Below are 24339 nucleotides of genomic sequence, written 5' to 3'. Positions count from 1 at the left end.
TGTTCAGGAATTATATGTCCGATCTGATACAGATCGGATGCATCAATGATAAAAGCGGGCTAAAGCCCGCTTTTATCATTTTTTAATACTCTAAATTTCATACAGATATAAAAGTCATTTTCCCTTTCTGAATCTTCCAAGAGATGAAATTGACTGGGTTGTATCCTGATATTTTACACGGTCATTCCTATATCAATTCCTTTAATTTTTCGGTAAAGATCGGTTGCGAAATTATCTGTCATTCCTGATACAAAATCAATGACGCCAAGCACCTTCTGGTAGTCTGTTCCTTCTTCATAAACAAACTGTTTCGGCAGGAGCTTCAGTGCTTTTTTATCATAAGATTTTCTTTCGTCTTCAGGTTTCAGAATGGAAGGAATAAAATGGTCAAGAAGCTCATACATTACATTATATCCGGCATTTTCAATTTCTACTACGGCTTTGTGATTGTAGATCTTTTCGATGGAGAATGCTTCGATATCCTGCAGGGCACGGTTTTCGGATTTATAAATATCCAGAAGTCCATTGTCCAGATTTCCCTGAAGAATAGTTTCAAAATTATGCTTATAAATCTCAAGGGATTTGTTGATCAGCGCATTAATGGCTTTCGCTCTCAGATAGGAAATTTTCTCATTTTCATTGGAAATGGAAGCCAGCTTATTTTTCACCTTATCCATATCGCTGCTTTCGGATCTGATCAGTTCAAAGAACAGGTTTTCGCAGTCTGACGTGGATACGATTCCCAATCTGTGGGCATCTTCCATATCAATAATATTATAGCAGATGTCATCAGCTGCTTCCACAAGCCATACGAAAGGATGTCTTTTGAATATATAAGGTTCTTCGTTTTCGACAATTAAATGTGTTGCTTTTGCAATTTCCAGGAAGATATCTTTTTCATTCTGGAAAAACCCGAATTTTTTTCTGTGGATGATTCCTTTTTTCTTGGCCACAGCTTCACATGGATATTTTGCTATACTGGCCAGTGTAGAAAAAGTCAGCTGAATTCCTCCTTCATCTTTTCCCTGCTGACGTTGAGCCAGAACTCTTATCGCATTGGCATTTCCCTCAAAATTCACCAGATCCGCCCATTCTTTTTCATTGAACTTCTGCTTCAGGTCTTTTTCATTTCTTTCAAAATAGCTGGCAATGGCATCTTCCCCTGAATGTCCGAATGCTGGATTTCCTACATCATGACATAAACATGCAGCGGCAATCACATTTCCTAAATTATGAAGATAGAAGTTTTTGGAATCTTCTGTGAGGTCATTTTTATAAGTATCAAAGATAAATTCTCCTATAATACTTCCCAAACTACGCCCTACTGACGAAACTTCCAGCGAGTGCGTCAGCCTGTTGTGTACAAAAACACTTCCGGGAAGAGGAAAAACCTGGGTCTTATTCTGCAGCCTTCTGAATGCCGAAGAGAATATAATTCTGTCGAAATCTCTCTGAAAATCAGTTCTTGAAGCCTTAGTATGTGGGTTATTCCCTGTACGCTGATTCGTGTAAATCTGGTTTAAATTCATCATTTTTCAAAATTACTCCAAATTTTATTTTTACGGAATAGTATTTGAACTTTTATTGAAAAGCAAAACCATGCCTGAAGGTCCATCCATACTTTTAATGAAAGAAAACCTGCTGCCTTTTGTCGGGAATACCGTGACAGAAGCTTCAAGTAATGCCAAATTCGATAAGGAACCACTGATTGGGCAAGCCCTTCATGAGGTGCGTACTTTCGGAAAGCAGACTTATCTTGTTTTCGATAATATGGCAGTCCGGATTCATTTACTCATGTTCGGATCCTATAGCATTGATGAACAGACAAAACCAGATAAAAGTCTGCGTTTATCCCTCCATTTCGAAACCCGAAGTATGTACTTTTATACCTGTTCGGTAAAATCTGTAGACCTTGAATTTTTATCCTCGATCGATTGGGAAGCTGATATTATGAGTGATGACTGGAATACTGAAAAAGCAAAAAAGAAGCTGAAATCCAAACCTGAGATGATGGTCTGCGATGCTTTGATGGATCAGGATATATTTTCCGGAGTTGGAAATATCATTAAAAATGAAGTTCTGTTCAGAATTGGTGTTCAGCCTGAAAGCCTGATTGGCAAATTACCCGCCAAAAAACTGAAGGAGCTGATTGCTGAAGCCAGAAATTACAGTTTTGACTTTCTTGAATGGAAAAGGGAATTTGTTTTAAAGAAACACTGGCAGGTTCACACCAGAAAGATCTGTCCGAAATGTGGCGGAAAACTGGTAAAAAAACAAACCGGATTGGGAAAACGGCGAAGCTTTTACTGTGAAAAGGATCAAAAACTTTATTAGTTCTTTACAGCTCATTTATAGAATCTATTTTGAACAGTGTTTTTTACATTCACGGAAAAGGTTGGAAACTTCCTATATTTGGGCCTTCAATATGTTCTGATTCATCGTCGACTGATGAATCCATAATAACAACAAAACTAAAATCCTTATACCATGACCGACAACATTTGGCTAGACAGATGGAATGAAAGATACAGCAGTGACGAATTCGCATACGGTACAGAACCCAATAATTATTTAAAAGAACAACTGGAGAAGCTCACTCCCGGAACAATCCTTTTTCCTGCTGAAGGTGAAGGACGGAATGCGGTTTTCGCCGCAAAGCTTGGCTGGAAAGTTTCTGCTTTTGACATCAGTGAAGAGGGAAAAAACAAAGCCCTGCAGCTTGCAAAAAATAATGATGTAAAGATCGACTATCAGGTGGGCGAGATGGAAACACTGGATTTCCATACGGAACAATTTGAAGTTATTGCTCTTATTTATGCTCACTTCCCTGCTGATATCAAGTCGTTTATTCATACAGCGCTGGATCAGTATCTGCGCAAAGGAGGACTGGTTATTTTTGAAGCTTTTAGTAAAAATCATCTTGACTATGTTTTGAAAAACGAAAAAGTGGGTGGTCCGAAAGATATTGGATCATTATTTTCGATCGATGAGATCAAGGCTGATTTCCCCAACTACGATATTATTGAACTTGAAGAAACAGAAGTAGAACTTAATGAGGGTTTATTTCATAACGGAACAGGATCAGTGATCAGATTTACAGGACGAAAGAGATAAAAATGACAGAAAATTTTGACAGAACCCATCCTGCAGGTGCCGTAAAATATTTCAGACACTGTATCGTCACGGGTAATCTGGATGGTGCATTAAGCTGTTTTGACCAGGAAGCCATCTATATTGATCGGGACGGCGAGGAAATTTCAGGACCCGAAAATATAAAAAAACCGTTGGAACATCTTTGCAACTGGAAACCGGACATACAGGGAAACAAACAAAAGCTTACCATTGTCGGCGATCTCGCAATATGGGTTGATCAATGGATGCTAAAAGCCTTTTCACCTGATGGAACCCCCATCGAAATGAAGGGAGCAACCACCTGTATGATGAAGAAAAATGAGGAAGGAATCTGGTTATGGCTGGTAGACAATCCTTTTGCCGGACACCTATTCGAAGATTAAAATCCTACAACAGGCAAGGGCGGTTGATCAATACCTTATCATTCAGGATTTAATGAGCCGCCTGAATATCTGACAAAAAAAGCAGTTTTATATACTTCTCCCAAAGGAATTTCCGAATCATTGATATAGATATTGTGATTGTCGAATGAATCAATATAATCAATGTTGACCACATACGATTTACTGACCCGAACAAAAGAATCGGATGGAATCTTCTGGTGTATGGTTTTTAAATTCATAGCTGTAATAAGCTTTTGGTGCTGGGTATAAATAACGACATAGTCTTTTAAACCCTCAATAAATTTAATGTCTGTAAAATTGATTTTATAGTATCTCCGGTCTGCTTTTATAAACAAAAAATCTTTAGTATTAGATTCTATTGTATTTTTTACGGTATCCTTAGACAGCAGCTCCTTGTAAAGAAGGGCTTTATTAACTGCTTTTTCGAGTCGTTGCTTTTCGATGGGTTTTAACAAATAATCAATGGCATCAAGCTCATAACTTTTCAAAGCATACTGCGCATATGCTGTAGTAAAAATAATCAGGCTCTGCCCCGGAAGCATCTCTGCGAACTCCAATCCTGTTACCATTGGCATTTCGATATCCAGAAAAATAAGATCTACGTCATTGGTTTTAAGAAAGTCAAGGGCGGAAGGTGCATTGGAAAACTCACCAAGGATTTCGGTCTTTGACGTTTCATTGATCAGTGAGCGCATTTCTGCTCTTGCCAGAGGTTCGTCATCTACGATGATACAATTCATACAGGAATTTTTAAATTAACAGTATATTCTTTCGGCCCAGAAATAATATCAAGTTCAAATTTATTATTGTACAGAAGTTCAAGTCTTCTTTTAATATTAGCCAGTCCCAATCCACCATAATTCGCATTAGATATGGTAAGATTCGGGTTCATGGAATTGGTACAGGTAAAATGAAGCGTTTTGTTTTCTACCCCAATATCTATTTTCACATAAGATTCTGAACTGCTGATATCCACACTGTGTTTTACAGCATTTTCAACAAAGGTGGTAAATAAATTCGGGGGAATAAAAGTACTTTTTATCGCTCTGTTGTCTGTTTCTGCATTGATATCAAAAGAAAAATGATCCCGTCTGATCTTTTCAAGGTTGAGAAAATTGGACAGAAAATCAATCTCAGAAACCAATAACGTTTTTTCTTCGCCATTCTCATACAACTGATACCGGAGAAATTCTGACAATTTAACGATCACAACAGATGCTTTTTCCGGATCTGTTCTGGTCAGAGCTTTTACGTTATTCAGCATATTAAACAGAAAATGCGGATTGATTTGGTTGCGAAGTTCATTCAGTTCCATCTGCAAGGTAAGATTATTGAGCTCCGTAATTCTTTTGGAGTCATGGATCCATTTTTGAAGCAGCTTCACTGTTGTAGTGGTCAGAATAATAGGCACACACATCAGAACCCCTTCATAAATACTTCCTTTATCTCCTTCTTTCCTGATATTTTCTATTCTGAAATCTTCAAAGAAAAATTTAAAACTGTAGCCAATCATGTTGAGTCCTGCAACTCCCATCAGTACGAGTAAGGCGAGATAGGTAATATATTTTGTTTTAAAGAAAAACTTAGGCACCAGGACATATATATTAATGTACACCATTCCGATAAGGACCGTATACACGAATAACAAAACATAATACTGATGGATTCCCGAATACCAGTGCCAGAATCGTGCACTGTACAGCAGAAAAAAGAAGAAAATAAGGAACAGTACATGCCTGCGGAGTCTGAACCGGTCTTCTACCAGAAAGTCCATGACCAGCGTTTCCCTAAATCTTTCTGCACCGTTTTCCATAGTATTCTGTGAGTTTTAATACAGACAAAAATAGAGAATAACGTAAAGAATACCTATAATATTATACCAACCCCGTATTTTTTTATACCAATTTAAAAAGCTTTTGGATTTCGTATAAAATAAATGCCATTTGGTATAAAAAAAAATTCGTGCGGTGTTATTCTCTCTTTCTTTGTCCAGTTCAATTTTTTTTATGCTTATGGAATTAGCCGTTTTTCAGGAACTCACCGAAGAAATAACCTTAGAATGCTTTTATATGACAGAATCACAACAGGAAGAAAAAGTAATTCAGCTGATAGACCTTCATCATTTTGTGGAATGCTATCATTCTCATGTCAGAATTTTAAGTTACATCCATCATCCTATTAATATTATAGAAGAAGATGGAATTAAAAAGGGAATTTTATTTTATGATCTCAAACATTTTACGCCATTCAACTGGAATGCTTTTGAAGAGTTTAAAAGACAAAACCAACTTAAAGAGCTCTGGTTTGTCTTCGTGGAAGAAGATCCTATTCATGATACTGCTCATCACACTGATTTCATCACTGAAAACAGCATAGAGATATTTTATGACAGGATATTTCTGTTCAATTTTTTCCAATCCGTGATCAAACCCTTAAAATAAAACTATGAAAACACTGAGAAGAGCCCTTCTTCCCCTTGCAATATTCCCATTAAAGAATATTGCCTATGCTCAAAAAAGAGACAGCATTCCGCTTAAAGTGAGAGCATTTATTGCGGACAAATTCCCGCAGAACAGGGACCTGTATATTGATTTTAGCCAAACCGCGCCTTTTCAGTTTTCATCAAAACTTGACGGAAAGGATCTGCCTGAAAACAAAATGAAAAGCTTTCAGCAGCTGAAGGCCGGTACTAATATTTATTTTGTAAAAAAAAGAAACTGGCTGCTCAGTACATCTCTGAACTACAGGTTTACCTCATTTAACACACAGGAACCTATTACTGCTGAAGCAAATCAAAAGAATAATTTTCATTATCATTCTGAAGCGGTCAATTTCAACTATTTTTCTAAACTGTTCAATAAAACAGCTATCTACACGGCGACAGCTTCTGTGGATGGGAGTGATCAGCATTTTGAAAGAATCAGAGGAATGGTGACGGCTTCTGTAGTTTTAAAAGCTACACCCAAAGTAAAAATGGTTGTAGGACTAGCCGGTTTGATTGATCCCAGTTCTCAGGTTCCTATCCTTCCCATTTTTACGTACGAAAACAAATTCAACAATGGCTGGGTGCTTGATATCCTGCTTCCTAAAAAACTACTGGTCAGAAAAGACATTTTTGCTAACGGCAGAATTTCTCTTGGAACAGAAATGGACAATACCTCTTTTTATCTGTACAAGAATAACAGGACCTATGAATTCCGTCAGCTGGAGATCAATTCCGGAGCTATTTACGAGCATCATCTCGGCGGCAATTTTATAGGTGCTTTAAAAACGGGAATCAGAGCGGTTCCCCGTGCAAGAGTTTTTGATAAGGAGGAGTCTTTTAAGGACTATATTTTTGAAGCCAGTTATAAACCCTCATTCTATTTCAATGTCGGAGTATCTTATAATCCTTTTGGAAAGCCTAGAGCAAAATGATTTTAACTTTCTGGAAACCTTTAAAGAGCTCTGGAAAAAACAAAACCATAATTTCTGAAGGTTTCCATGACCATATTTTAAATTTTGGCTAAAGCCAATGGATGTTTCTTATTTTTAGGTAAGTGGGCTAAAGCCCACTTCTATTGAACAGTACGACAAATTCTTTACTTTCTTAAATCTTTCCACTAAAAACTCAGTGTGTTCCCATTTTTGAAAACACATTAATGACAATAACCCCAATAACGATGAGTGCAATTCCTATGATTGCCGGCAGATCCGGAACCTGTTTAAATGCAATGATTCCGATCATGGTTATAAAAACAATCCCAACACCCGACCATATGGCATACGTGATTCCTACCGGAATATGGCGCAGCGTAATGCTCAGAAAGTAAAATGCAGCAGCGTATCCTACTACTGTAACCACGGAAGGCCAAAGTTTTGAAAATTCTTCTGATTTCTTCAGAAAAGTAGTAGCAATGATCTCAAAGATAATGGCTAAAGCAAGAAAGATATAACTTCGTCCCATAAGGTTGTTTTGTACAAAAGTACGCAAAAGCTGTTTCTTTTCACCGGAAAACGGCTGACAAAATCGACATTGAATGATATTCCAGTTTCTAAATTCAGCTTCAAATTAAGGCCCTGTCTCTATCCTTTCCTGAACACTAAAATAAGGCTTCCCGTATGACAAAACGCTCAGGTAGCGATTGATACATTTGCTTTTTTTTCAAAGCATTTATTTTAAGTCAATTACAGGTCTGAGAAATATTTCTGTCATAAAAAGTCTGACAGCAGGACTTTAAAAGCTGTCAGTATTTCATAGGTATGTGACAAAAGTTTCAAATTGATGACACAAAATTTGTCAGTTTTTAGAAATTCAGGAATAAAATTTTAGTCCAAATAATAAGTTTTCTTAACATCAAAATCCCGCAACCTCCCTAAATTTTATTTCTTAAAATAAGAATTAAAGCGAATATTATGCAGCACATTCTTTATTTTTTGTTTTATCAACTCCAATATAGAAGTGTTCAAACCATTGTCGATTTTTTAATTTTTTACAGATAAGACAATAAAGATATTAATAATTTCCTAAAAACATATTAATTTTTTGTAAACAAACACTCTGTTAAAATTAAGATAATAAACACATAAAGCACTGATATACATCATGATTATTTACTTTGGCACGTGATTTGAAAACTGTAATATTGCAATTAGAAAGTTGATAAAATAATCCCAAATAATTAAATAAAACAAAAATGGTAACTTACATCGGAATCGCAACATGTGTAGTAGTATTCGCTTCTTACTTTATGACAGTAAAAAGAGAGCAAAGAAACTAAGTTCTAAATAAGGTCATCTTATAGAACATCTATATTAATTGTATTGTTTATGTTTTTAATCTGAATATTCAGATGCTGCTCTTTTACTCATTGGAGTAAAAGGGCCTAAAAACATAACCTCTAAAATTGAATTTCATAGCAAATTTTATATATCCAAATAGTCAAGCCGAACAAATTGTTCGGCTTTTCTTGTGAAATATCAGAAAATCCTTTGCTAAACATGGATAAACCATTTTTTTTAAAGCACTGAAAATAAATAATAAGACTGCTGAAGTTCTGATGTTTTTTTGTCTTGAAACAAAATGACCCAAAAATTAAAAGCCGGAATCTATCGCTGAAATTAAACTTACTCTTAAGATCCCGAAGCTCTCGTTGATTAACTACTTCTTGTTCGGTTAAACATTTCATCCGTACTCACAGTGGGAATTTTTAAACACCCCTATCCTTCCACCCCTACCCCTATCGCTGGCCTACCCGATTATTCTGTTTCAGGTCCCCGGCCCTCATTCAATAAAGCCTTATCTTTGTGGTGATAAGAATTTTTTTAGTTTTTAATATGAATCTGTATAATCTCATCATTCAGGATAAGGAGGAAGTAACCCTCAACGATGTATTTCTCGGTAAGAACAACAGAGATCAGCTGGCACAGCTTATCAAAGAACATACTTATGTCAAAGAACTGCAGGAATACGGTCTTCCTGTGAACAATAAGATTCTTCTGCAGGGGAATTCCGGTTGCGGAAAAACGATGACCGCAAAAGCCGTTGCCAATGCTTTAGGAAAAAGCATCCTGATTCTGAATCTCAGCAATATTGTTTCTTCGAGGATCGGGGAAACCTCCCAGAATATTAAAATGATCTTTGATAAAGCCGCAAGAGAAAGATCTGTCCTTTTTCTGGACGAACTGGATCAGATCGGAAAAGCAAGAGGAAGTGATGACAAGGATGTGGGAGAAATGAGAAGGCTCGTGAATACATTGATCCAACTGATCGATTATTATCCCGAAAATGCCCTGCTCCTCTGTGCAACCAATCATGCAGAGATCATTGATACTGCTTTACTGAGACGTTTCCAGCTGAAGATCAACTATGAATTGCCCACCAATGAGTTTCTCGATACTTTCTATGACGACCTATTGTCTAAATTTCCTGAAGACCTGAGAAATGTAGACCGCAAGTATCATATTTCTTTTGCTGAAGCCAAAGACCACACCTATACATCCGTAAAATCGGAACTGATCAAAAAACTCGAATCTCAGGAAATTACACAACCATGAAAGAAGACATCCTCCATAATCTTGAAATCATCAACGACAGAATAAAAAAAGCATGTGACAAAGCAGGAAGAAACTCTGATGAGGTCAGATTACTGCTGGCTACTAAAACTGTTTCTGCGGAAAACATCAAAACGGCTTTAGAAAACGGAGAAACTTTAATTGCCGAAAATAAAGTTCAGGAACTGAAAGATAAATACGAAGCTCTGAAAGACACTCCGCATGAAAATCATTTCATAGGACATCTGCAGACCAATAAGGTCAAAGACATTTTAAAGTACGATGTAGCCTGTGTACAGTCTCTCGACCGTCTGGAACTTGCTGAAAAACTGCATCGAAGGCTTTTATCTGAAGAAAAAACCATTGAGGTTCTGATCCAGGTAAATACTTCAAATGAGGAAAGCAAATTTGGAATACACCCCGACGATGCTGTAGAATTAACCCGCAAAGTTTCGGAGTTCAGTACATTGAAGATCAAAGGATTGATGACGATCGGTCTTTTCAGTGCAGAAACAGAGAGAGTAAGGCATTGTTTTAAAATTCTGAAAAACCTCCAGCAGGAAATCATCAGTCAGAATATACCCAACGTAGAAATGAAAGAACTTTCTATGGGAATGAGCGGTGATCTGGAAACCGCGATTGAAGAAGGTTCTACGATTGTGAGAGTGGGAACAGCAGTTTTTGGAGCGAGAGTGTATCCTGATTCTTATTACTGGAATGAAGAGAAACTGTAAGCCCTGATTGAATCTATACCTACATGAATCTGTTTTTTTGAAAGTAGATTTTTTATTTAGCATTATCATTTCCACAACCCCCTATTGGTAAGTATTTCAATAGAATTTATTACTTTTACACATAGGTAATAATACCCGGCTTTCATAAACGATACACTGCCCCATTCAAAATTCATGCTTATCCATTTTAATGATATGATAAAGACCGTTTCCCCAAACTACCTACTGATATTTCTCTTATTAATTCCCAATTTTCTTTTGGCCAATGCAGGTTCTCCCATGATCTGGTTCAGCTTCTTACATTTGACCTGGATCAACTTTATCATCGGAGCATTTGAAAGCAAGCTTCTTCTGGACAAATTTAACTTACAGAACAGAAAATGGCTGATCATTGCAGCTAACTACATTTCTATGTTTGCAGGCTATTACTTCATTGCCCCTCACTTTTCTTTATTAAATGGCTATCCGGATTTTTGGGGTATTAAATCAAGAGTAGGCGAATATGAACTGGGAGGTTTCTTTATTGGATTTCTATGCAGTTTTCTAGCTACTTTAGTCATTGAATTTCCTTTTTATTGGCTTTCATTGAAAACAAAACAGAAAGGATGGAGATCATTGAAACCATTTTTTATAGTCAACCTTGTGACCAATATTATCATGCTTTTCATTTATTTTGTGATTGTTGCTTTTGGTGCAAAATGGTAAGATGGTAATTTGAAATAATAAAAGAATGCTCATCGCAAATAAGGGAATAGAGACCGATACGTTTTATATAACACCATTTGACTTGAACTCCGGTGAAATTGTCGTTTTAAATTTGTTCAGTGGAGCCCATTTCAACAAAACAGAAATGTTTCTTAAAGACATTTTTTACGGCAGGACACAAAAATGAAAATGTAACAGTTCATCAACATCTGACATTTGCCGAACATTTTTTTGAACCAAAAATCAGAAGATTTTTTTACCCGGTAACAGTTGGAGAATACTTAAAAAAGAATACCAATTCAGACAGCCCATACGCAACAAAAATTGATGAGACTCAATGGATCAATGAGAAAACAAAAGTCAATATACTTCCTTGAAGTCTCAGAAAATAACTCTCTATATATGCGACCCTCTCAAAGTCTAAAAATATTGTATTCAATTGAGCCGGACCAGGTCCTCAAGAAGCCAAAGAAACTTATGATATCGTGAAAAACGCAATAAAAAATGGAGGTTCAGCCATTTTACTTGATGGCTGTGAGGATATGAAAAATGACTGTACAAAATATGTCGAAATTCAATGGAAAAAAAAGTTAATACATAGGGAGACCAAAACTTAATCTTAAGCGTATTTGTTAAAGATTTTCTTTAAAAAGTATTGATTTCATTGTATATTGAATTACATATTGCTTTTCATTGGATATTTATTTATTTTTAGCACCGACTAATCCGGATTGACTTGCTCCATTACCTTTAATGCTGATGGCAACAGGTAAAAAAGTAAAAATGCCATGTAATATTTCAAGTCTGTCAGATGTCCTTATCTTATAAATTGAACCAATGAAGAACTTAAAAGCCGTATTGATTTCGTCTTTATTTACCATAACAACGTCAGTATATGCCCAGAATTGCGATTGCACAAAGAATTATGAATGGGTAAAAAAGACTTTTGAACAAAACGATGCCGGTTTTGAATATGCATTAAAACAAAAAAGTACTCAGGCTTACGAAGCCCATAATACAACCATATCAGAAAAAGTAAAATCAGCTAAAACATTCAGTGAATGTGCTCCAATTTTGAATGAATGGCTCACTTTTTTCCGTTCCGGACATGTGGCTATCAGACCTCTTAAAAAAGAATCTCCAAAACAGAATACTCCTGAAAAAACAAACAACCAATTTGCCAATTGGGAAACCCTGTCCGTAGAGACTCAGGATTTCAAGAAGTATCTTGATAAAAAGAAAACAGCCGACTATGAAGGAATATGGTATACCGAACCTTATACTGTTGGAATTAAAAAGAAAGGAGATCAGTATGTAGGATTCATCATAGAATCCGGGGCAGAAACCTGGACGAAAGGACAGGTGAAACTGAAAATCAATTCCTCAGACGGCAAAATGAGTTCTGTGTATTATATGCGTGATCATTCCGGAGTGGAATCTAAAGAGATTGCATTAATAGGAAAAAACCATTTACAAATCGGGGATTTCAGCCTGTCAAGAGTTTATCCAAAAGTTGAAGATGATCCAAAATATTCTCAATATTTCAAATCGATAAATGCCACTGAACCTTATATCGAAAAAATAAATGAGACCACTCTTTATCTGAGAATTCCGTCTTTTCAGGCTGGTCAGAAAACAAAAATTGACAGTGTAATTGCGGCAAACAAAGATAAAATTCTTTCAACAGAAAACCTGATCATTGACATCAGAAACGGAACCGGAGGAAGCGATTCCAGTTACAGCAACATCCTGCCTTTGATCTATACCAATCCAATCAGAACTGTAGGTGTAGAATATCTATCTACAAAACTGAACAACCAGCGAATGCTGGATTTCATCAACAAGCCTGAATACAAATTCGGTGAAGAGGATAAAAAATGGGCCCAAACCGCTTTTAATACTTTGGACAAACAACAGGGAAAATTTGTTAACCTTAATGAGAATGTATTCAGTATTACAAAGTTCGACACCATTCATCCTTATCCTAAGAATGTAGGGATTATCATTAATCAGCGAAACGGAAGTACGGACGAACAGTTTTTACTGGCAGCCAAGCAAAGTAAGAAAGTGAAATTATTTGGAACGACTACATTTGGAGTTTTAGATGTTTCCAATATGTATTATGTTCCTTCTCCCTGTAAGGAATTTGAATTGGGGTATTCGCTTTCAAGAAGTATGCGCATTCCCGATTTTACGATCGATGGAAAAGGGTTACAGCCTGACTTTTATCTGGACAGAAGCATCCCGCTATATGAGTGGACGGATTATGTGAATTCGGTACTGAATGGAAAATGAAATTGATTCTTTTGTAAATAATAAGCCCTTTTCTTTTTGATAAGGGTTTTTAGTTTGTAATTATGGTTTTCCGTAAGGGATTGTGATGTTTTTTCGCCATATTTGTGGGATAAGACTATAAATGAAATTGCGTTTAAAAACAAACATTAAACTTGCTCAATAAAAAACTCTTAATTATAAGTTCTAACCGATTCAAAACATATTATATTTGCATTAAATGTATTTACAATGGCTAAACCTCGAATATTTTTAAGTTCAACATTTTACGATTTAAGACAAATTAGAAATGATTTAGATATATTTATTGATAATTTGGGTTATGATATAATTAGAAATGAGGAAGGGAATATTCCTTACGGAAAAGATGAAGCTTTAGAAGAATATTGCTATAAAGAAATTAAAAGCATTGATATTTTGGTATCAATCATTGGAGGTAGATTTGGAACAGAATCTAAGAGAGGCAGCAATTCTATTTCACAAATTGAACTTAAGACAGCTCTTAAGGAACAAAAACAAGTATATATTTTTATTGATAAAAATGTACTTTCAGAATATGAAACCTATCTTATAAATAAAGAAAATGATATCGTGTTTAAATATACTGATGATGTTAGAATCTATCATTTTATTGAGGAAATAAAATCTTTACCAAACAATAATAATATTAAAGGTTTTGAAACAGCCTCGGAAATCACAAGGTATCTTAAAGAACAATTTGCTGGATTATTTCAAAGATTTTTGGAAGAGCAAACAAGAATTAGAGAAGTATCACTAATTCAGAACTTAGAGAAAACAGCACAAACACTCAACAAATTAGTAAACTTTCTTAGTGATGAGAATAAGGACAAAGATGATGAGATCAATAAAATATTAATGATTAACCATCCCTTTACTGAGGACTTAAAAGCTATTTTAGATATTCCGTATAATTTTTACATTGAAGGTTTTAATGACTTAACAGCATTACTAAAAGCTAGATTTTTCAAATTAGAAGACCCTAATTGGGAGAAGGACCTAGAAAATTATTATTTGTTTGTCAAAAGGCAAAAGGCAAAAATTTACACATTATTAATTAATCATGAAATTTTTGATGATGATGATAAACTGAAATTTATTAGAAGAACCGATTGGAATGCCGAAAATATTGACTATTCTATTGAAGACGATGAAGATGATGACGATTTACCATTTTAATCTGTATTAATTACCTAATCCGCAAAGCCTACTGACTTTGGACATTAAAAGATGAAACAACCGTAAAGTAAACATTACGGTTGTTTCAATAAACATATTTGGTAAAAAACAAATATGAAGAAGGATTTGTGATCATAAACTAGGAAATACACAACTTTGCTTCCTATTCATCGCATATAGAAATCTTAACTAAACAGAATACACGGCACTTTTTTTGCTCATAAAAACCTAATAACCAAACAAATACATGTATGATTAAAAAATTACTCTTTGGCTGTCTATTCATGACAGCAGTATTCCTGTCTTCATGTGAGAAATCTCAAAATACATCATCAGTAAAAGACAGTGAGCTATCAATCAAAACAGTTTCAATGGTCACTTTTGGTGCCATGGCTGTTGCACTTCTTGTAGCATACAGCTATCGTAGAAGATAGTATGATAAAAAATAATTTAAAAAAAACACCCGTTTAGAATTCTAAACGGGTGTTTTATATTTATTGTGGATGATTATATATAATCTTCATTTGGCTTGACTTCCTATTCTATTATAAAAGGCGAATAAATCAATGGAAAATTAAGATTAAACATTGAGGAAAATTCTCCAATTCAGCACAATTTTCTATCTTTACTATTGTATACTTACAATATTAAGCTTTCAAAAAACGACAAATGAAACGAAAAATACATCAGGAAATAAATTTAAAGAGATTCAGAGAACTGTTAGGAATCAAGCAGTAAGCTTTTGCTTTAGACTTGGATTAAAATAAGGTTAACTTAACAGAAATAAACCATTGAATATCCTGCGCTTAAAAGTTATCTGAAATTTTAAAGATACTTATAGAAGCATTCTAAAATTTTGATGAAGAACAGGCAATCAATATCAACTCAAATATTACATTTAAAAATTGCCCACAACCACCTGTACAATACACTCAAATTTCCAAATAGCTCCAACCTATGAAAAGATATATCGTTTTATTCTTAGCTTTGACATCAATCTTAGCTTCAGGACAAAAAAACATTGAAAAAAAGTTTGACATAGAGATATTTGAATATTTAAGCAATACTATCGATAAAGAATCTACATCATTAGAAGAATTTCTTGTCAACTCTAAACCTTTTTCAAAATGGGATATGCGTCCATTGGCAACAAAAAAAGTTGAGGCATTGGATTCAATTTATACTTCCAGCCAAATTCCTAATTTTATTTGGGGGGCTTTTTCAACTAAATATGGATTATCCGAAGAAGAATCCATGAGTAAACCAAACAAATTTCTGAATGAAGGTGTTCAAAATAAAAGTAAATTAAATGATCATTTCAAGCTTAATATTAAAAATTTCAACAATCTTTCTCACTTGATTATGGAATCTTCTGATAAAATTTTTCTTAATCAAAATACTATTCAAAAAATTGATGCTGTATTTAAGGAAAACAATATCTATTGGAGCTATATCATTCCTAAATACTCACCCTATCCTATTTCATCCAAAACTAAGATTAAGACTAATTTCAAATTTTCACAACAACAAAATCAAATTTTAAAGCTATTAAATGAGCTTAATATATATTGCGCAGTTAAAACTTCAAAAGGTATTTTTTATTTAGTCGATGGATTCACGGATAATTCCTATGGTTTTTATTTTAATCCTAAAAATCAAATGGAAGAAGATAATTTGTTATTTGAAATTATGAAATCTGAAAAGATAGTGGACAATTATTTTTATTATGTAGCTAATTAAAATTGAATTGAATAAAGAATAAAACCCTTCTCAGTTATGAGAAGGGTTTATTTTATATAAAGAAAAAAATTCTAATTACATATAAGCTTCAATCGGCTCACAAGTACATACTAAGTTTCTGTCTCCATAAGCTTCATCAACTCTGGATACGGAAGCGAAGAATTTGTGGTCTCTTACCCAGTCTAATGGATAAGCTGCCTTTTCTCTGCTGTATGGTTTATCCCAAGAATCCGAGATCACCAATTGCTCAGTGTGAGGAGCGTTTTTAAGTACGTTATTAGCCTGATCTGCTTCTCCGTTAGCAATCTCATCGATTTCTTTTTTGATGGAGATTAATGCTTCTGCAAAACGGTCGATTTCAGACTTGCTTTCAGATTCTGTAGGCTCGATCATTAATGTTCCTGCCACAGGGAAAGAAACGGTTGGAGCATGGAATCCATAATCCATCAATCTCTTCGCTACATCAGCTACTTCAATTCCTAAAGTTTTGAACTGACGGAAATCTACGATACATTCGTGAGCTACTCTTCCACTCTCGTTTGAATAAAGAATAGGGAAATGCTCTGCTAAAATTTCCTTAAGATAATTTGCATTCATGATCGCGTGTCCTGTTGCTTTTTTCAATCCGTCTGTTCCCAACATCTTAATGTAAGAATAAGAAATGTTAAGGATCAGACCAGAACCGTAAGGCGCTGCAGAAATACCTTCGATCGCTTCTTTAGAACCGATTCTGATATTCGCATTGGAAGGCAGGAATGGAACCAGGTGTTTAGCGACACAGATTGGACCAACTCCAGGACCTCCACCTCCGTGAGGAATGGCAAAAGTTTTGTGTAAGTTCAGGTGACATACGTCTGCTCCGATGTTTCCAGGACTTGTGAATCCTACCTGAGCGTTCATATTGGCACCGTCCATATATACCTGACCACCGTGCTCGTGGATCAGACTTGTAATTTCTTTAATGTTGGCATCGAAGAATCCGTATGTAGACGGATACGTGATCATTACACAAGATAAATTCTCAGAATGCTGTTCTGTTTTAGCTTTTAAATCTTCGAAATCGATTTCTCCGCTTTCAAGGTTTTTAACAACAACGATTTTCATCCCTGCCATTGCTGCAGAAGCCGGATTAGTCCCGTGTGCAGACTGCGGGATCAATACTACATTTCTGTGGCCTTCACCTCTTGAAATGTGATATTCTCTGATCACCATTAGTCCTGCGTATTCTCCCTGAGCTCCGGAGTTTGGCTGTAATGAAGTTCCTGCGAAACCAGTGATTTCAGCAAGGTCTTTTTCAAGTTCAGCGATCATTTCCTGATAACCTCCTGCCTGATCTACCGGTACAAATGGGTGAACACTACCCCAGTCTGCCCACGAAAGTGGAAGCATCTGAGTTGCTGCGTTCAGCTTCATCGTACAAGATCCAAGAGAAATCATAGAATGCGTTAATGATAAGTCTTTTCTTTCAAGACGCTTGATGTAACGCATCAATTCCGTTTCCGTATGGTATTTGTTGAATACCTGCTCCGTAAGAATTTCGTCTTTTCTCAACAATTCTTCCGGAATACTGTATCCTTCTTTTATTTCTAATTTGAAAGTCTGCTTGTCCTTGAACTGAGCGAAAGAAGCCATCAGATAGTTTAATTTCTCCAATGTCGTACTTTCGTTGATCGCGATACTTACCACTCCTTCTGTAAAGTAGTTCAGGTTAAGTCTGTGATCAAGCATCATTCTCATCAATCTTCCCTTTTCATCTTCGGTCATTACGATTTTCACCGTATCGAAGATAGGCTCTTCTACCGCCTGGTATCCTAATGCTTTAAGACCATTTTTCAAAGCATTTGCTTTAAAGTGGATCTGATCAGCGATATAATTTAATCCTTTCGGACCGTGGTACACCGCATACATTCCAGCCATTACAGCAAGAAGTACCTGTGCAGTACAGATATTGGAAGTTGCTCTTTCTCTTTTGATGTGCTGCTCTCTTGTTTGAAGTGCCATTCTCAATGCACGTTTTCCGTACATGTCCTGAGAAACTCCGATGATTCTTCCCGGAATATCTCTTTTGTAATCTTCTCTGCAAGAGAAAAATGCTGCGTGAGGTCCTCCGTAACCTAATGGAATACCAAATCTCTGTGAAGTTCCAACGGCACAGTCAGCACCCATTGAAGCCGGAGATTTCAGCTTAACCAAAGCCATCGGATCACAAGCCACAACCACCTGCAGATCTAATTTTTTATAGTCTACGATATCCTCAGTATAGTCTAAAACGATACCGTTTTTCCCAGGATACTGTAATAAAACGCCATAATAACTTCCGTCAAACTGGTGCGTTTTGTGATCACCTTCCACGATTTCGATTTCTAAACCTTCAGCTTTGGTTTTCAAAACTGAAACGGTTTGAGGTAAAACAAGATCGGAAACGAAGAATTTATTTGCGTTGGCTTTCTTCTGATCCTTCGTTCTGTTGTTGAAGAACATGTGCATCGCTTCAGCAGCGGCAGTAGATTCATCCAGAAGAGAAGCATTAGCCAGTCCAAATCCTGTAAGGTCACACACTACAGTCTGGAAATTAAGAAGAGCTTCCAGTCTTCCCTGTGCAATTTCAGCCTGATAAGGAGTATACGCCGTATACCAGCTTGGATTTTCAAAGATATTTCTCTGAATAGCTGATGGCAAAAGTGTATTGTGGTATCCAAAACCAATGTAGCTCGTATAATCAGTATTCTTCGATGCCAAATCTTTCGAATGGTTCAGCATTTCGTATTCTGAAAGCGGTGCAGAGATCTCAAGATCTTTCTCTAATCGGATAGAAGAAGGAATCGTTTGAGAAATTAGTTCTTCAATACTTGAAACGCCCAATCTTTCCAACATCGCCTGTTTATCGGCTTCATTAAGGGAAATGTGACGGCTCACAAACTGTTCTGTATTCATTTTTATTTATTAGATTTTGTTCGTAAAAAAGATTCGTAAAATTACAATTTTTTAAACGACTGTACAACAGTTCAAAATTGCCAATTCAGCAACCAAAAATCAATACCTGTAAACAAGGATAATGACACACAAACTATTCGTTAATAACCTAGTAACCGACTCTTTAATCTGCATCTTTTTGTTTGGCTTTATGAAATCGGCAACACATAAGCCAATTGTTCCAACAAATACACACAGTTTACCCCTTTAAGTTTAGTAATTCACCAATTCATTATTTTAAACTCACCCGAACAAATCTAAAATTTCAGCTTTTTATTATCTCAGGATCGTAAGGATTTTGTCCTTTTTTAATCCCGATCTGTTTGTTTTTGGGGAATCAATATTTAGTTTATTCTCCATTTCCCGTCAAAAATAATGTGCTTAATAAACAGCGAACACGCTGATCAACAGACCTTGTAACTTTTATGAAATTTTATTAATTATATTTATTCTAAATTAATATATTTGCAACATGAATATGATTGTCCCATTTAAAGTACCGCCTTTAGCTCCTGTATTTGCATTTAATAATGAAGATATGTATTGTGAAAAGAAATCCTGCTGTAAGAAATTCAAGAAAGGGAAAAGATGTAAAAAATGTCCGGGAAGAAAAAAGATGGCTTAAACTAGCCAGAATTCCTGAATAAAAAATAGATTGCCAGCACCAAGATAATCACTCCCCAGATCAGCATCATGATTTTTGGCTGACCGGATTTATTTATTCTTGTTCTTGGCTGAGGCTTAAACATTTCCTCTACGCTGCTTTTAAACTGAGCAGCATCATTCTCGAAAACTTCCGTAATCGTGATTCCCTGTACTGCGGTTTTATGAAGCAGAGAGTTCGTTGCATGAAGCAGAATCTGAAATTTCCCATCTTTAAATTCTGTGATCTTAAAGATCCTTTCTCCAAATGGTTTTTCCAACCCGAAAGGCAGAACCTTCACCACATCAGCATTGCTCGTCTGCCAGTTAATGATGATCTCCTCCCCTTTTTTTGCATGAATTTTATTCGCCGTAAACGTTTTGATAGAAGGCGGAATATTATATCTGAAGCTTTTCTGATGGTTTTCTAAATTCTGATCGTAGGTACGTCTCCTTCCGGAATCACTCAATATTTCATACGCTTCCTGAATTTCGCGAAACCGCGCTGCAAAGAAATCGTCATTGTCATTCTTATCAGGATGATATTTTAAAGATAACTTTCTATAGGCTTTTTTGATGTCTTCTTCTGAAGCATCCGGAGAAATCCCGAGAAAATAGTAGTAATCTTTCATTGAGCTATGCAAAAATAAGAATTTATTTTTTTTATAATTACTTCTAAAGAATAAAATATAAGGTTCTGTTTAGGTAAAATGTAAAGGTTTTGTCTGCACACTTTGCAAACATCAAAATACTCATCGTATCCGGACAGTCGGTGCATTCTTTAATTTGCCATTGCTGCAAAAAAAAGTTCCGGCGCGGGAAGCAAAGCTTCCCGCGCCGGAACTAAACAATTTCAATTAATCAGGACTTAAGCTTCTACAGTATTGTCCTTTCTGCAGCATCTTGAAGCGAATTCCTTTTTGAATTTTCCTTTCAGTTCCTGATACTGCTCATCATTCATTTCTCTGATCTTATCTGCAAGCCCGAAAGGAGATCTTTCTTTGATTCCGTATTCATTAAAGATACCTTTGATAAATCTTTTTCTTTGTATAGCTTTTTTAGCGATTAACGCTACACCCACAACGGCTAATGCTCCAAGAGCTCCTTTTAATGCTGAATTTTTCATTTTTTCAAAATTTTAAATTTTACTACTTCTTGTTTTTTATATAGACGGATGAATTTCAATTTTACTTTACTACTTCTTAAAATTTTTAAATTATCCGTTGTTTCTGTTGAAGAATCCGCCTGAACATTTATTTCTCCAAACTTCTTTGAATTTCTCTCTTTCTTCAGGAGAAAGTTCAGCCATTCTCTGTCTCATTTTTCTCTCTTTGAAGTCTTTCATTCCTTTTCCGAAATGGAAACCTCCAAAAAGGATCTTACTTAGGACCAGTATTCCCATTGCCTGCCAGAATGTAATAGTTTTTACACCCAGGATCTCAGGAAGCAGACAGTTCCAAAGCGACATTACAATAAATGTAACGGCTAACAAGATCAATGGCGGACATAAGAATAAAAAAATCCAGCCTTTTTTGTGTTTATGATTCATAATTTCTTCTTTACTAACTATTTAAATCTTCGTATAATTTTCTCAGTCTGTTTCTTAAGTGCTTCACAGCATAATTTTTCCTACTGATAATCGTCTTTATATTTTCTCCCTGTTCATCAGCGATCTGCTGCAGAGTTTTGTCATTCAGTTCGTTTTCTACGTACACCAATCTCTGTTTTTCCGGAAGTTCATCCAGTGCTTCAAAGAGTTTTTTCCATATTTCATCCTGAAACATCTTGACTTCGGGCCCTGCGCTGTCGTCCAGTAATAAGATATCCTTGATCGAAAAACTTCCATCCTCATCTTCGTACACGAAATCTTCAAGATTCTCGGTTTTCTTCTTACGGTACTTGTCCGTAATTTTATTGGCCGTTACTCTATATAACCATCCACCAACGTTTACAATCTCAGAAAGATTGGTAATGCTGCTGAACTGATACCAGACTTCCTGCAGAATATCTTCCGCATCTTCTGTGTTTTTCACTTTCGGACGAATATAAGACATCAGCTTTCCTCCGTACTTTGAAACGGTTTGTGAGATGATACTTGCTTTCTCCTCCTGTGGCATTGCTATTTCTTCGACAACCTCCATATTGCTATGACGATCTGCCTTTTGGTTTTACTTTAATAAATTTAAAAAAAATTATTGATTGCTGGAATTTTGTTTCTGGGTGGGGGTTGCAGGTTCGTAAACAGAATTAATGAAAGTCTGTTATAAAAATATTTTCATCTTTTCTTTCCCTGAGATCCCACTTCTAACGTCTAACTTCCACTCACAAAAAAACGGAAAGCATTGCACTTCCCGTTCCTATTTATTACCGTTATTACAGATTCTTATTTGCTTTTGTTAAAGTTTTCTGCAAAGAATCCCAACATATATTTATACAGCTCCAGTCTGTTCTGTTCTTTTCCGAATCCGTGTCCTTCATCATATTTTACCAGATAAGGCACTTCATATCCTTTTGCACGCATAGCTTTTACAATCTGATCAGATTCATTGATATTCACTCTTGGATCGTTAGCTCCCTGTACTACGAATAAAGGCTTTTTGATCTTGTCAATCTGGAAAACAGGAGAAACCTCTTTGGCAATTTTTGCCTCTTCAGGATTATCCAGGTCATACCAAATCTGTTTTACCATTTCTTTATACGGCTTCCAGTATTCAGGGAAAGAATCGAAGAATGTGAAAATATTGGACACTCCCACATAATCTACCCCACAGGCATACAGGTCCGGAGTCTTGATCAATCCCATCAAAGTCGCATATCCTCCATGGCTTCCACCGTAGATCGCTACCTTATCTTTATCGATCCAACCCTGTTCTATGGCATATTTTACTCCATCTTCCACATCATCCATTGCTTTTCTTCCGATCTGCTTGTATCCTGCTTTCTGGAATTCTTTTCCGTAACCTCCTGAAATTCTGAAATTCACCTGAAGGGTTGCATATCCTCTGCTTGCAAAAAGCTGAGTTTCAGGATTGAATCCCCATTGATCCCTGATGCCCTGAGGACCTCCGTGAGGGTTTACGATTAAAGGTACTTTTTTACCGTCAACAGCAGCCTTTGGAAGGGTTATATATCCACGGATTGTTAATCCATCTCTGCTTTTAAATTCGATAGGTCTCATTTCAGCCATATCCTCTTCTTTCAGCTGAGGCATCAGGTTGTAAAGAAGATTTACTTTTTTATTTTTGGTGTCATATTCGTAATAAGCTCCATAAAGTTTATCACTTCCTACATACACCAAAAGTTTGTCATTATTGTCATCCGAAGAAACGATAGAAAACTGTTTATCTTTAAATTCAGACTTTAGTTTGTCATCTATTTCTTTATAGAATTTACTTACCGGAACCGTTTCGCTTTTAATACCGTCATAGCTGATATAGTCCAGTTCATAGTTTCTGTTTTTACCGGCCACCTGTATAGAACTTACGTCAAATACAGGATTTGAATATACTTCTTTAATTAGCGCATTTTTCTTTAGATCATACAGAACAATTCTCGATTTGTCGCTGTCCAGATTGGTTGCTACATAAGCTTCATCCTTATTTTTAGAATTCTCGTTAAGTCCTATGATGCTAAAGGTATCTTTCCAGTCTGTAGATTTAATCAGGTTGAATTTACCTGTCTGCAAATCTTTATAATAGGTCTTTGTTATCAGGCCGTTCTCAAGAACGATATACCCTCTGAGATTGCCATCTTTATCAAAAATATAATCATCAATAGGACTGTTGACATCCTTATTTTCATACAGCTGAGTCATTTCTCCTGTATTGAAATTGATTTTATAAGGTTCAAAGATCTGCTTATTGTTTTTATTCATGGTCAATACCACAAATTCTGTATCCTTTATCAATCTTACAGATCCTAATGTAATTCCGTCAAAAGGAGTTAAATCTTTAAGGTTTTTACCGTCGATATCTGCAGCATACAGATGGATATTTTCATTCCCTCCTTTATCCTGAGTAAAGAAAAGACGCTTTTTGTCAAGCCAGCCATAGCTCTTGATAAGGTCCTCTTTTTCAACGATAGCTTTAGTAATTTTCCCGGTCTTCAATTCTTTTACATAGACGTGGTTCTTTTTGTCTTTGTCTTTTTCTTTGTAGGAAAGAAACTGTCCGTCAGGAGAGATTTTAAACTGTGATGCATTCGGTCTGGCAAAATAATCTTCTACTTTATATTTAAAGCTCCCTTTATCATAAGAAATCATTTTCTCAAGATTAGCTTTAGAAGTTGGAAGTGTGGGGTCTCCCGGCAGTTTAGCCGTGGAAGTCTGTGCATTGATCATAATGGCTGAAAGTACGATTTGAGCCGCACCAAAAATTTTAGTATTTAGATTCATAACTCATGTCTTTTATAATTTATAATATTTACTTAAATAGTAGGCCTTCTACACAATATGACGCCATTTAAGCGAAAACGTTACATAAATTATA

Annotated in this window: 23 protein-coding genes; 13 read left to right on the top strand and 10 right to left on the bottom strand. The window is 35.8% G+C overall.

Features of this window, described 5'->3' with window-relative positions:
- Positions 1-173: 173 nt before the first annotated feature.
- Positions 174-1529: a deoxyguanosinetriphosphate triphosphohydrolase gene (locus tag IW16_RS17735; protein WP_034747654.1), complete on the bottom strand. Its 1356-nt coding sequence runs from the start codon at positions 1527-1529 to the stop codon at positions 174-176.
- A gap of 70 nt (positions 1530-1599) precedes the next feature.
- On the opposite strand from IW16_RS17735, the gene IW16_RS17730 reads away from it, so the two are divergent.
- The 3 genes from IW16_RS17730 to IW16_RS17720 all read left to right on the top strand — a co-directional run bounded on the left by IW16_RS17730 (position 1600) and on the right by IW16_RS17720 (position 3515).
- Positions 1600-2334 carry a DNA-formamidopyrimidine glycosylase family protein gene (locus IW16_RS17730; RefSeq protein ID WP_034747411.1) on the top strand — a complete coding sequence of 245 codons (735 nt, stop codon included), beginning with the start codon at positions 1600-1602 and terminating at the stop codon, positions 2332-2334.
- Positions 2335-2487: 153 nt separating this feature from the next.
- Positions 2488-3114 carry a class I SAM-dependent methyltransferase gene (locus IW16_RS17725; protein ID WP_034747408.1) on the top strand — a complete coding sequence of 209 codons (627 nt, stop codon included), beginning with the start codon at positions 2488-2490 and terminating at the stop codon, positions 3112-3114.
- Positions 3115-3116: 2 nt separating this feature from the next.
- A complete protein-coding gene (locus IW16_RS17720) occupies positions 3117-3515 on the top strand; it encodes a YybH family protein (RefSeq protein ID WP_034747406.1) in 399 nt (132 codons plus the stop codon).
- Between the two features lie 38 nt (positions 3516-3553).
- On the opposite strand, the gene IW16_RS17715 is transcribed toward IW16_RS17720, so the two are convergent.
- A complete protein-coding gene (locus IW16_RS17715; protein WP_034747404.1) occupies positions 3554-4276 on the bottom strand; it encodes a LytR/AlgR family response regulator transcription factor in 723 nt (240 codons plus the stop codon).
- A complete protein-coding gene (locus IW16_RS17710) occupies positions 4273-5349 on the bottom strand; it encodes a sensor histidine kinase (protein WP_034747402.1) in 1077 nt (358 codons plus the stop codon). The genes IW16_RS17715 and IW16_RS17710 overlap by 4 nt, the downstream gene beginning before the upstream one ends.
- A gap of 193 nt (positions 5350-5542) precedes the next feature.
- Here IW16_RS17710 and IW16_RS17705 point away from each other — a divergent pair, with 193 nt between their 5' ends.
- Complete coding sequence (locus IW16_RS17705) at positions 5543-5977, top strand: hypothetical protein (protein WP_228376959.1); 435 nt, start codon at positions 5543-5545, stop codon at positions 5975-5977.
- A gap of 4 nt (positions 5978-5981) precedes the next feature.
- Entirely contained in the window at positions 5982-6953 is a 972-nt protein-coding gene (locus IW16_RS17700) for a DUF6268 family outer membrane beta-barrel protein (RefSeq protein WP_034747400.1), read from the top strand.
- 193 nt (positions 6954-7146) lie between these two features.
- Here IW16_RS17700 and IW16_RS17695 read toward each other — a convergent pair whose 3' ends face one another.
- Entirely contained in the window at positions 7147-7482 is a 336-nt protein-coding gene (locus IW16_RS17695; protein WP_034725086.1) for a DMT family transporter, read from the bottom strand.
- 1370 nt (positions 7483-8852) lie between these two features.
- Here IW16_RS17695 and IW16_RS17685 point away from each other — a divergent pair.
- The 8 genes from IW16_RS17685 (at position 8853) to IW16_RS17650 (ending at position 16237) form a co-directional block, all read left to right on the top strand.
- Positions 8853-9572 carry an AAA family ATPase gene (locus tag IW16_RS17685; RefSeq protein ID WP_034747395.1) on the top strand — a complete coding sequence of 240 codons (720 nt, stop codon included), beginning with the start codon at positions 8853-8855 and terminating at the stop codon, positions 9570-9572.
- Positions 9569-10303 (top strand): YggS family pyridoxal phosphate-dependent enzyme, encoded by a 735-nt coding sequence (locus IW16_RS17680; RefSeq protein ID WP_034747391.1) that lies wholly within the window; start codon positions 9569-9571, stop codon positions 10301-10303. Before IW16_RS17685 ends, IW16_RS17680 begins: the two co-directional genes overlap by 4 nt.
- 174 nt (positions 10304-10477) lie before the next feature.
- On the top strand, positions 10478-11008 hold the full coding sequence (locus tag IW16_RS17675; RefSeq protein WP_034747388.1) for a hypothetical protein: 531 nt from the start codon (positions 10478-10480) through the stop codon (positions 11006-11008).
- Between the two features lie 119 nt (positions 11009-11127).
- Entirely contained in the window at positions 11128-11385 is a 258-nt protein-coding gene (locus tag IW16_RS17670) for a hypothetical protein (RefSeq protein ID WP_034747375.1), read from the top strand.
- Between the two features lie 460 nt (positions 11386-11845).
- A complete protein-coding gene (locus tag IW16_RS17665; protein WP_034747372.1) occupies positions 11846-13303 on the top strand; it encodes a S41 family peptidase in 1458 nt (485 codons plus the stop codon).
- A gap of 228 nt (positions 13304-13531) precedes the next feature.
- Positions 13532-14497 (top strand): DUF4062 domain-containing protein, encoded by a 966-nt coding sequence (locus IW16_RS17660; RefSeq protein WP_034747369.1) that lies wholly within the window; start codon positions 13532-13534, stop codon positions 14495-14497.
- A gap of 284 nt (positions 14498-14781) precedes the next feature.
- Positions 14782-14931: a hypothetical protein gene (locus tag IW16_RS17655; RefSeq protein ID WP_223878189.1), complete on the top strand. Its 150-nt coding sequence runs from the start codon at positions 14782-14784 to the stop codon at positions 14929-14931.
- Between the two features lie 523 nt (positions 14932-15454).
- Positions 15455-16237, top strand: a complete 783-nt coding sequence (locus IW16_RS17650) for a hypothetical protein (RefSeq protein ID WP_034747363.1) — start codon at positions 15455-15457, stop codon at positions 16235-16237.
- A 75-nt stretch (positions 16238-16312) separates the two neighbouring features.
- On the opposite strand, the gene gcvP is transcribed toward IW16_RS17650, so the two are convergent.
- The 6 genes from gcvP to IW16_RS17620 form a co-directional block, all read right to left on the bottom strand.
- Positions 16313-19171 (bottom strand): aminomethyl-transferring glycine dehydrogenase, encoded by a 2859-nt coding sequence (gene gcvP, locus IW16_RS17645; protein WP_034747360.1) that lies wholly within the window; start codon positions 19169-19171, stop codon positions 16313-16315.
- Between the two features lie 665 nt (positions 19172-19836).
- Positions 19837-20484, bottom strand: coding sequence for a J domain-containing protein (locus tag IW16_RS17640; RefSeq protein WP_034747357.1), 648 nt, complete (start codon positions 20482-20484; stop codon positions 19837-19839).
- A 236-nt stretch (positions 20485-20720) separates the two neighbouring features.
- On the bottom strand, positions 20721-20978 hold the full coding sequence (locus IW16_RS17635) for a hypothetical protein (protein ID WP_034747354.1): 258 nt from the start codon (positions 20976-20978) through the stop codon (positions 20721-20723).
- Positions 20979-21068: 90 nt separating this feature from the next.
- Positions 21069-21401, bottom strand: coding sequence for a hypothetical protein (locus IW16_RS17630; RefSeq protein WP_034747349.1), 333 nt, complete (start codon positions 21399-21401; stop codon positions 21069-21071).
- Between the two features lie 13 nt (positions 21402-21414).
- Entirely contained in the window at positions 21415-21993 is a 579-nt protein-coding gene (locus tag IW16_RS17625; RefSeq protein ID WP_034747346.1) for an RNA polymerase sigma factor, read from the bottom strand.
- Between the two features lie 242 nt (positions 21994-22235).
- Positions 22236-24245: a S9 family peptidase gene (locus IW16_RS17620; RefSeq protein WP_034747343.1), complete on the bottom strand. Its 2010-nt coding sequence runs from the start codon at positions 24243-24245 to the stop codon at positions 22236-22238.
- Positions 24246-24339 lie beyond the last annotated feature (94 nt).

The organism is Chryseobacterium vrystaatense (assembly GCF_000737765.1).
Lineage (GTDB): Bacteria > Bacteroidota > Bacteroidia > Flavobacteriales > Weeksellaceae > Chryseobacterium > Chryseobacterium vrystaatense.
The sequence above is the reverse complement of the archived record's forward strand: the minus strand, read 5'-3'. Positions and strand labels throughout refer to the sequence as shown.

Bases quoted from the DNA above. Each gene is read 5' to 3' on its own strand.
- IW16_RS17735 (WP_034747654.1), bottom strand. From the start codon at position 1,529: ATGAATTTAAACCAGATTTACACGAATCAGCGTACAGGGAATAACCCA.
- IW16_RS17730 (WP_034747411.1), top strand. From the start codon at position 1,600: ATGCCTGAAGGTCCATCCATACTTTTAATGAAAGAAAACCTGCTGCCT.
- IW16_RS17725 (WP_034747408.1), top strand. From the start codon at position 2,488: ATGACCGACAACATTTGGCTAGACAGATGGAATGAAAGATACAGCAGT.
- IW16_RS17720 (WP_034747406.1), top strand. From the start codon at position 3,117: ATGACAGAAAATTTTGACAGAACCCATCCTGCAGGTGCCGTAAAATAT.
- IW16_RS17715 (WP_034747404.1), bottom strand. From the start codon at position 4,276: ATGAATTGTATCATCGTAGATGACGAACCTCTGGCAAGAGCAGAAATG.
- IW16_RS17710 (WP_034747402.1), bottom strand. From the start codon at position 5,349: ATGGAAAACGGTGCAGAAAGATTTAGGGAAACGCTGGTCATGGACTTT.
- IW16_RS17705 (WP_228376959.1), top strand. From the start codon at position 5,543: ATGCTTATGGAATTAGCCGTTTTTCAGGAACTCACCGAAGAAATAACC.
- IW16_RS17700 (WP_034747400.1), top strand. From the start codon at position 5,982: ATGAAAACACTGAGAAGAGCCCTTCTTCCCCTTGCAATATTCCCATTA.
- IW16_RS17695 (WP_034725086.1), bottom strand. From the start codon at position 7,482: ATGGGACGAAGTTATATCTTTCTTGCTTTAGCCATTATCTTTGAGATC.
- IW16_RS17685 (WP_034747395.1), top strand. From the start codon at position 8,853: ATGAATCTGTATAATCTCATCATTCAGGATAAGGAGGAAGTAACCCTC.
- IW16_RS17680 (WP_034747391.1), top strand. From the start codon at position 9,569: ATGAAAGAAGACATCCTCCATAATCTTGAAATCATCAACGACAGAATA.
- IW16_RS17675 (WP_034747388.1), top strand. From the start codon at position 10,478: ATGCTTATCCATTTTAATGATATGATAAAGACCGTTTCCCCAAACTAC.
- IW16_RS17665 (WP_034747372.1), top strand. From the start codon at position 11,846: ATGAAGAACTTAAAAGCCGTATTGATTTCGTCTTTATTTACCATAACA.
- IW16_RS17660 (WP_034747369.1), top strand. From the start codon at position 13,532: ATGGCTAAACCTCGAATATTTTTAAGTTCAACATTTTACGATTTAAGA.
- IW16_RS17655 (WP_223878189.1), top strand. From the start codon at position 14,782: ATGACAGCAGTATTCCTGTCTTCATGTGAGAAATCTCAAAATACATCA.
- IW16_RS17650 (WP_034747363.1), top strand. From the start codon at position 15,455: ATGAAAAGATATATCGTTTTATTCTTAGCTTTGACATCAATCTTAGCT.
- gcvP (WP_034747360.1), bottom strand. From the start codon at position 19,171: ATGAATACAGAACAGTTTGTGAGCCGTCACATTTCCCTTAATGAAGCC.
- IW16_RS17640 (WP_034747357.1), bottom strand. From the start codon at position 20,484: ATGAAAGATTACTACTATTTTCTCGGGATTTCTCCGGATGCTTCAGAA.
- IW16_RS17635 (WP_034747354.1), bottom strand. From the start codon at position 20,978: ATGAAAAATTCAGCATTAAAAGGAGCTCTTGGAGCATTAGCCGTTGTG.
- IW16_RS17630 (WP_034747349.1), bottom strand. From the start codon at position 21,401: ATGAATCATAAACACAAAAAAGGCTGGATTTTTTTATTCTTATGTCCG.
- IW16_RS17625 (WP_034747346.1), bottom strand. From the start codon at position 21,993: ATGGAGGTTGTCGAAGAAATAGCAATGCCACAGGAGGAGAAAGCAAGT.
- IW16_RS17620 (WP_034747343.1), bottom strand. From the start codon at position 24,245: ATGAATCTAAATACTAAAATTTTTGGTGCGGCTCAAATCGTACTTTCA.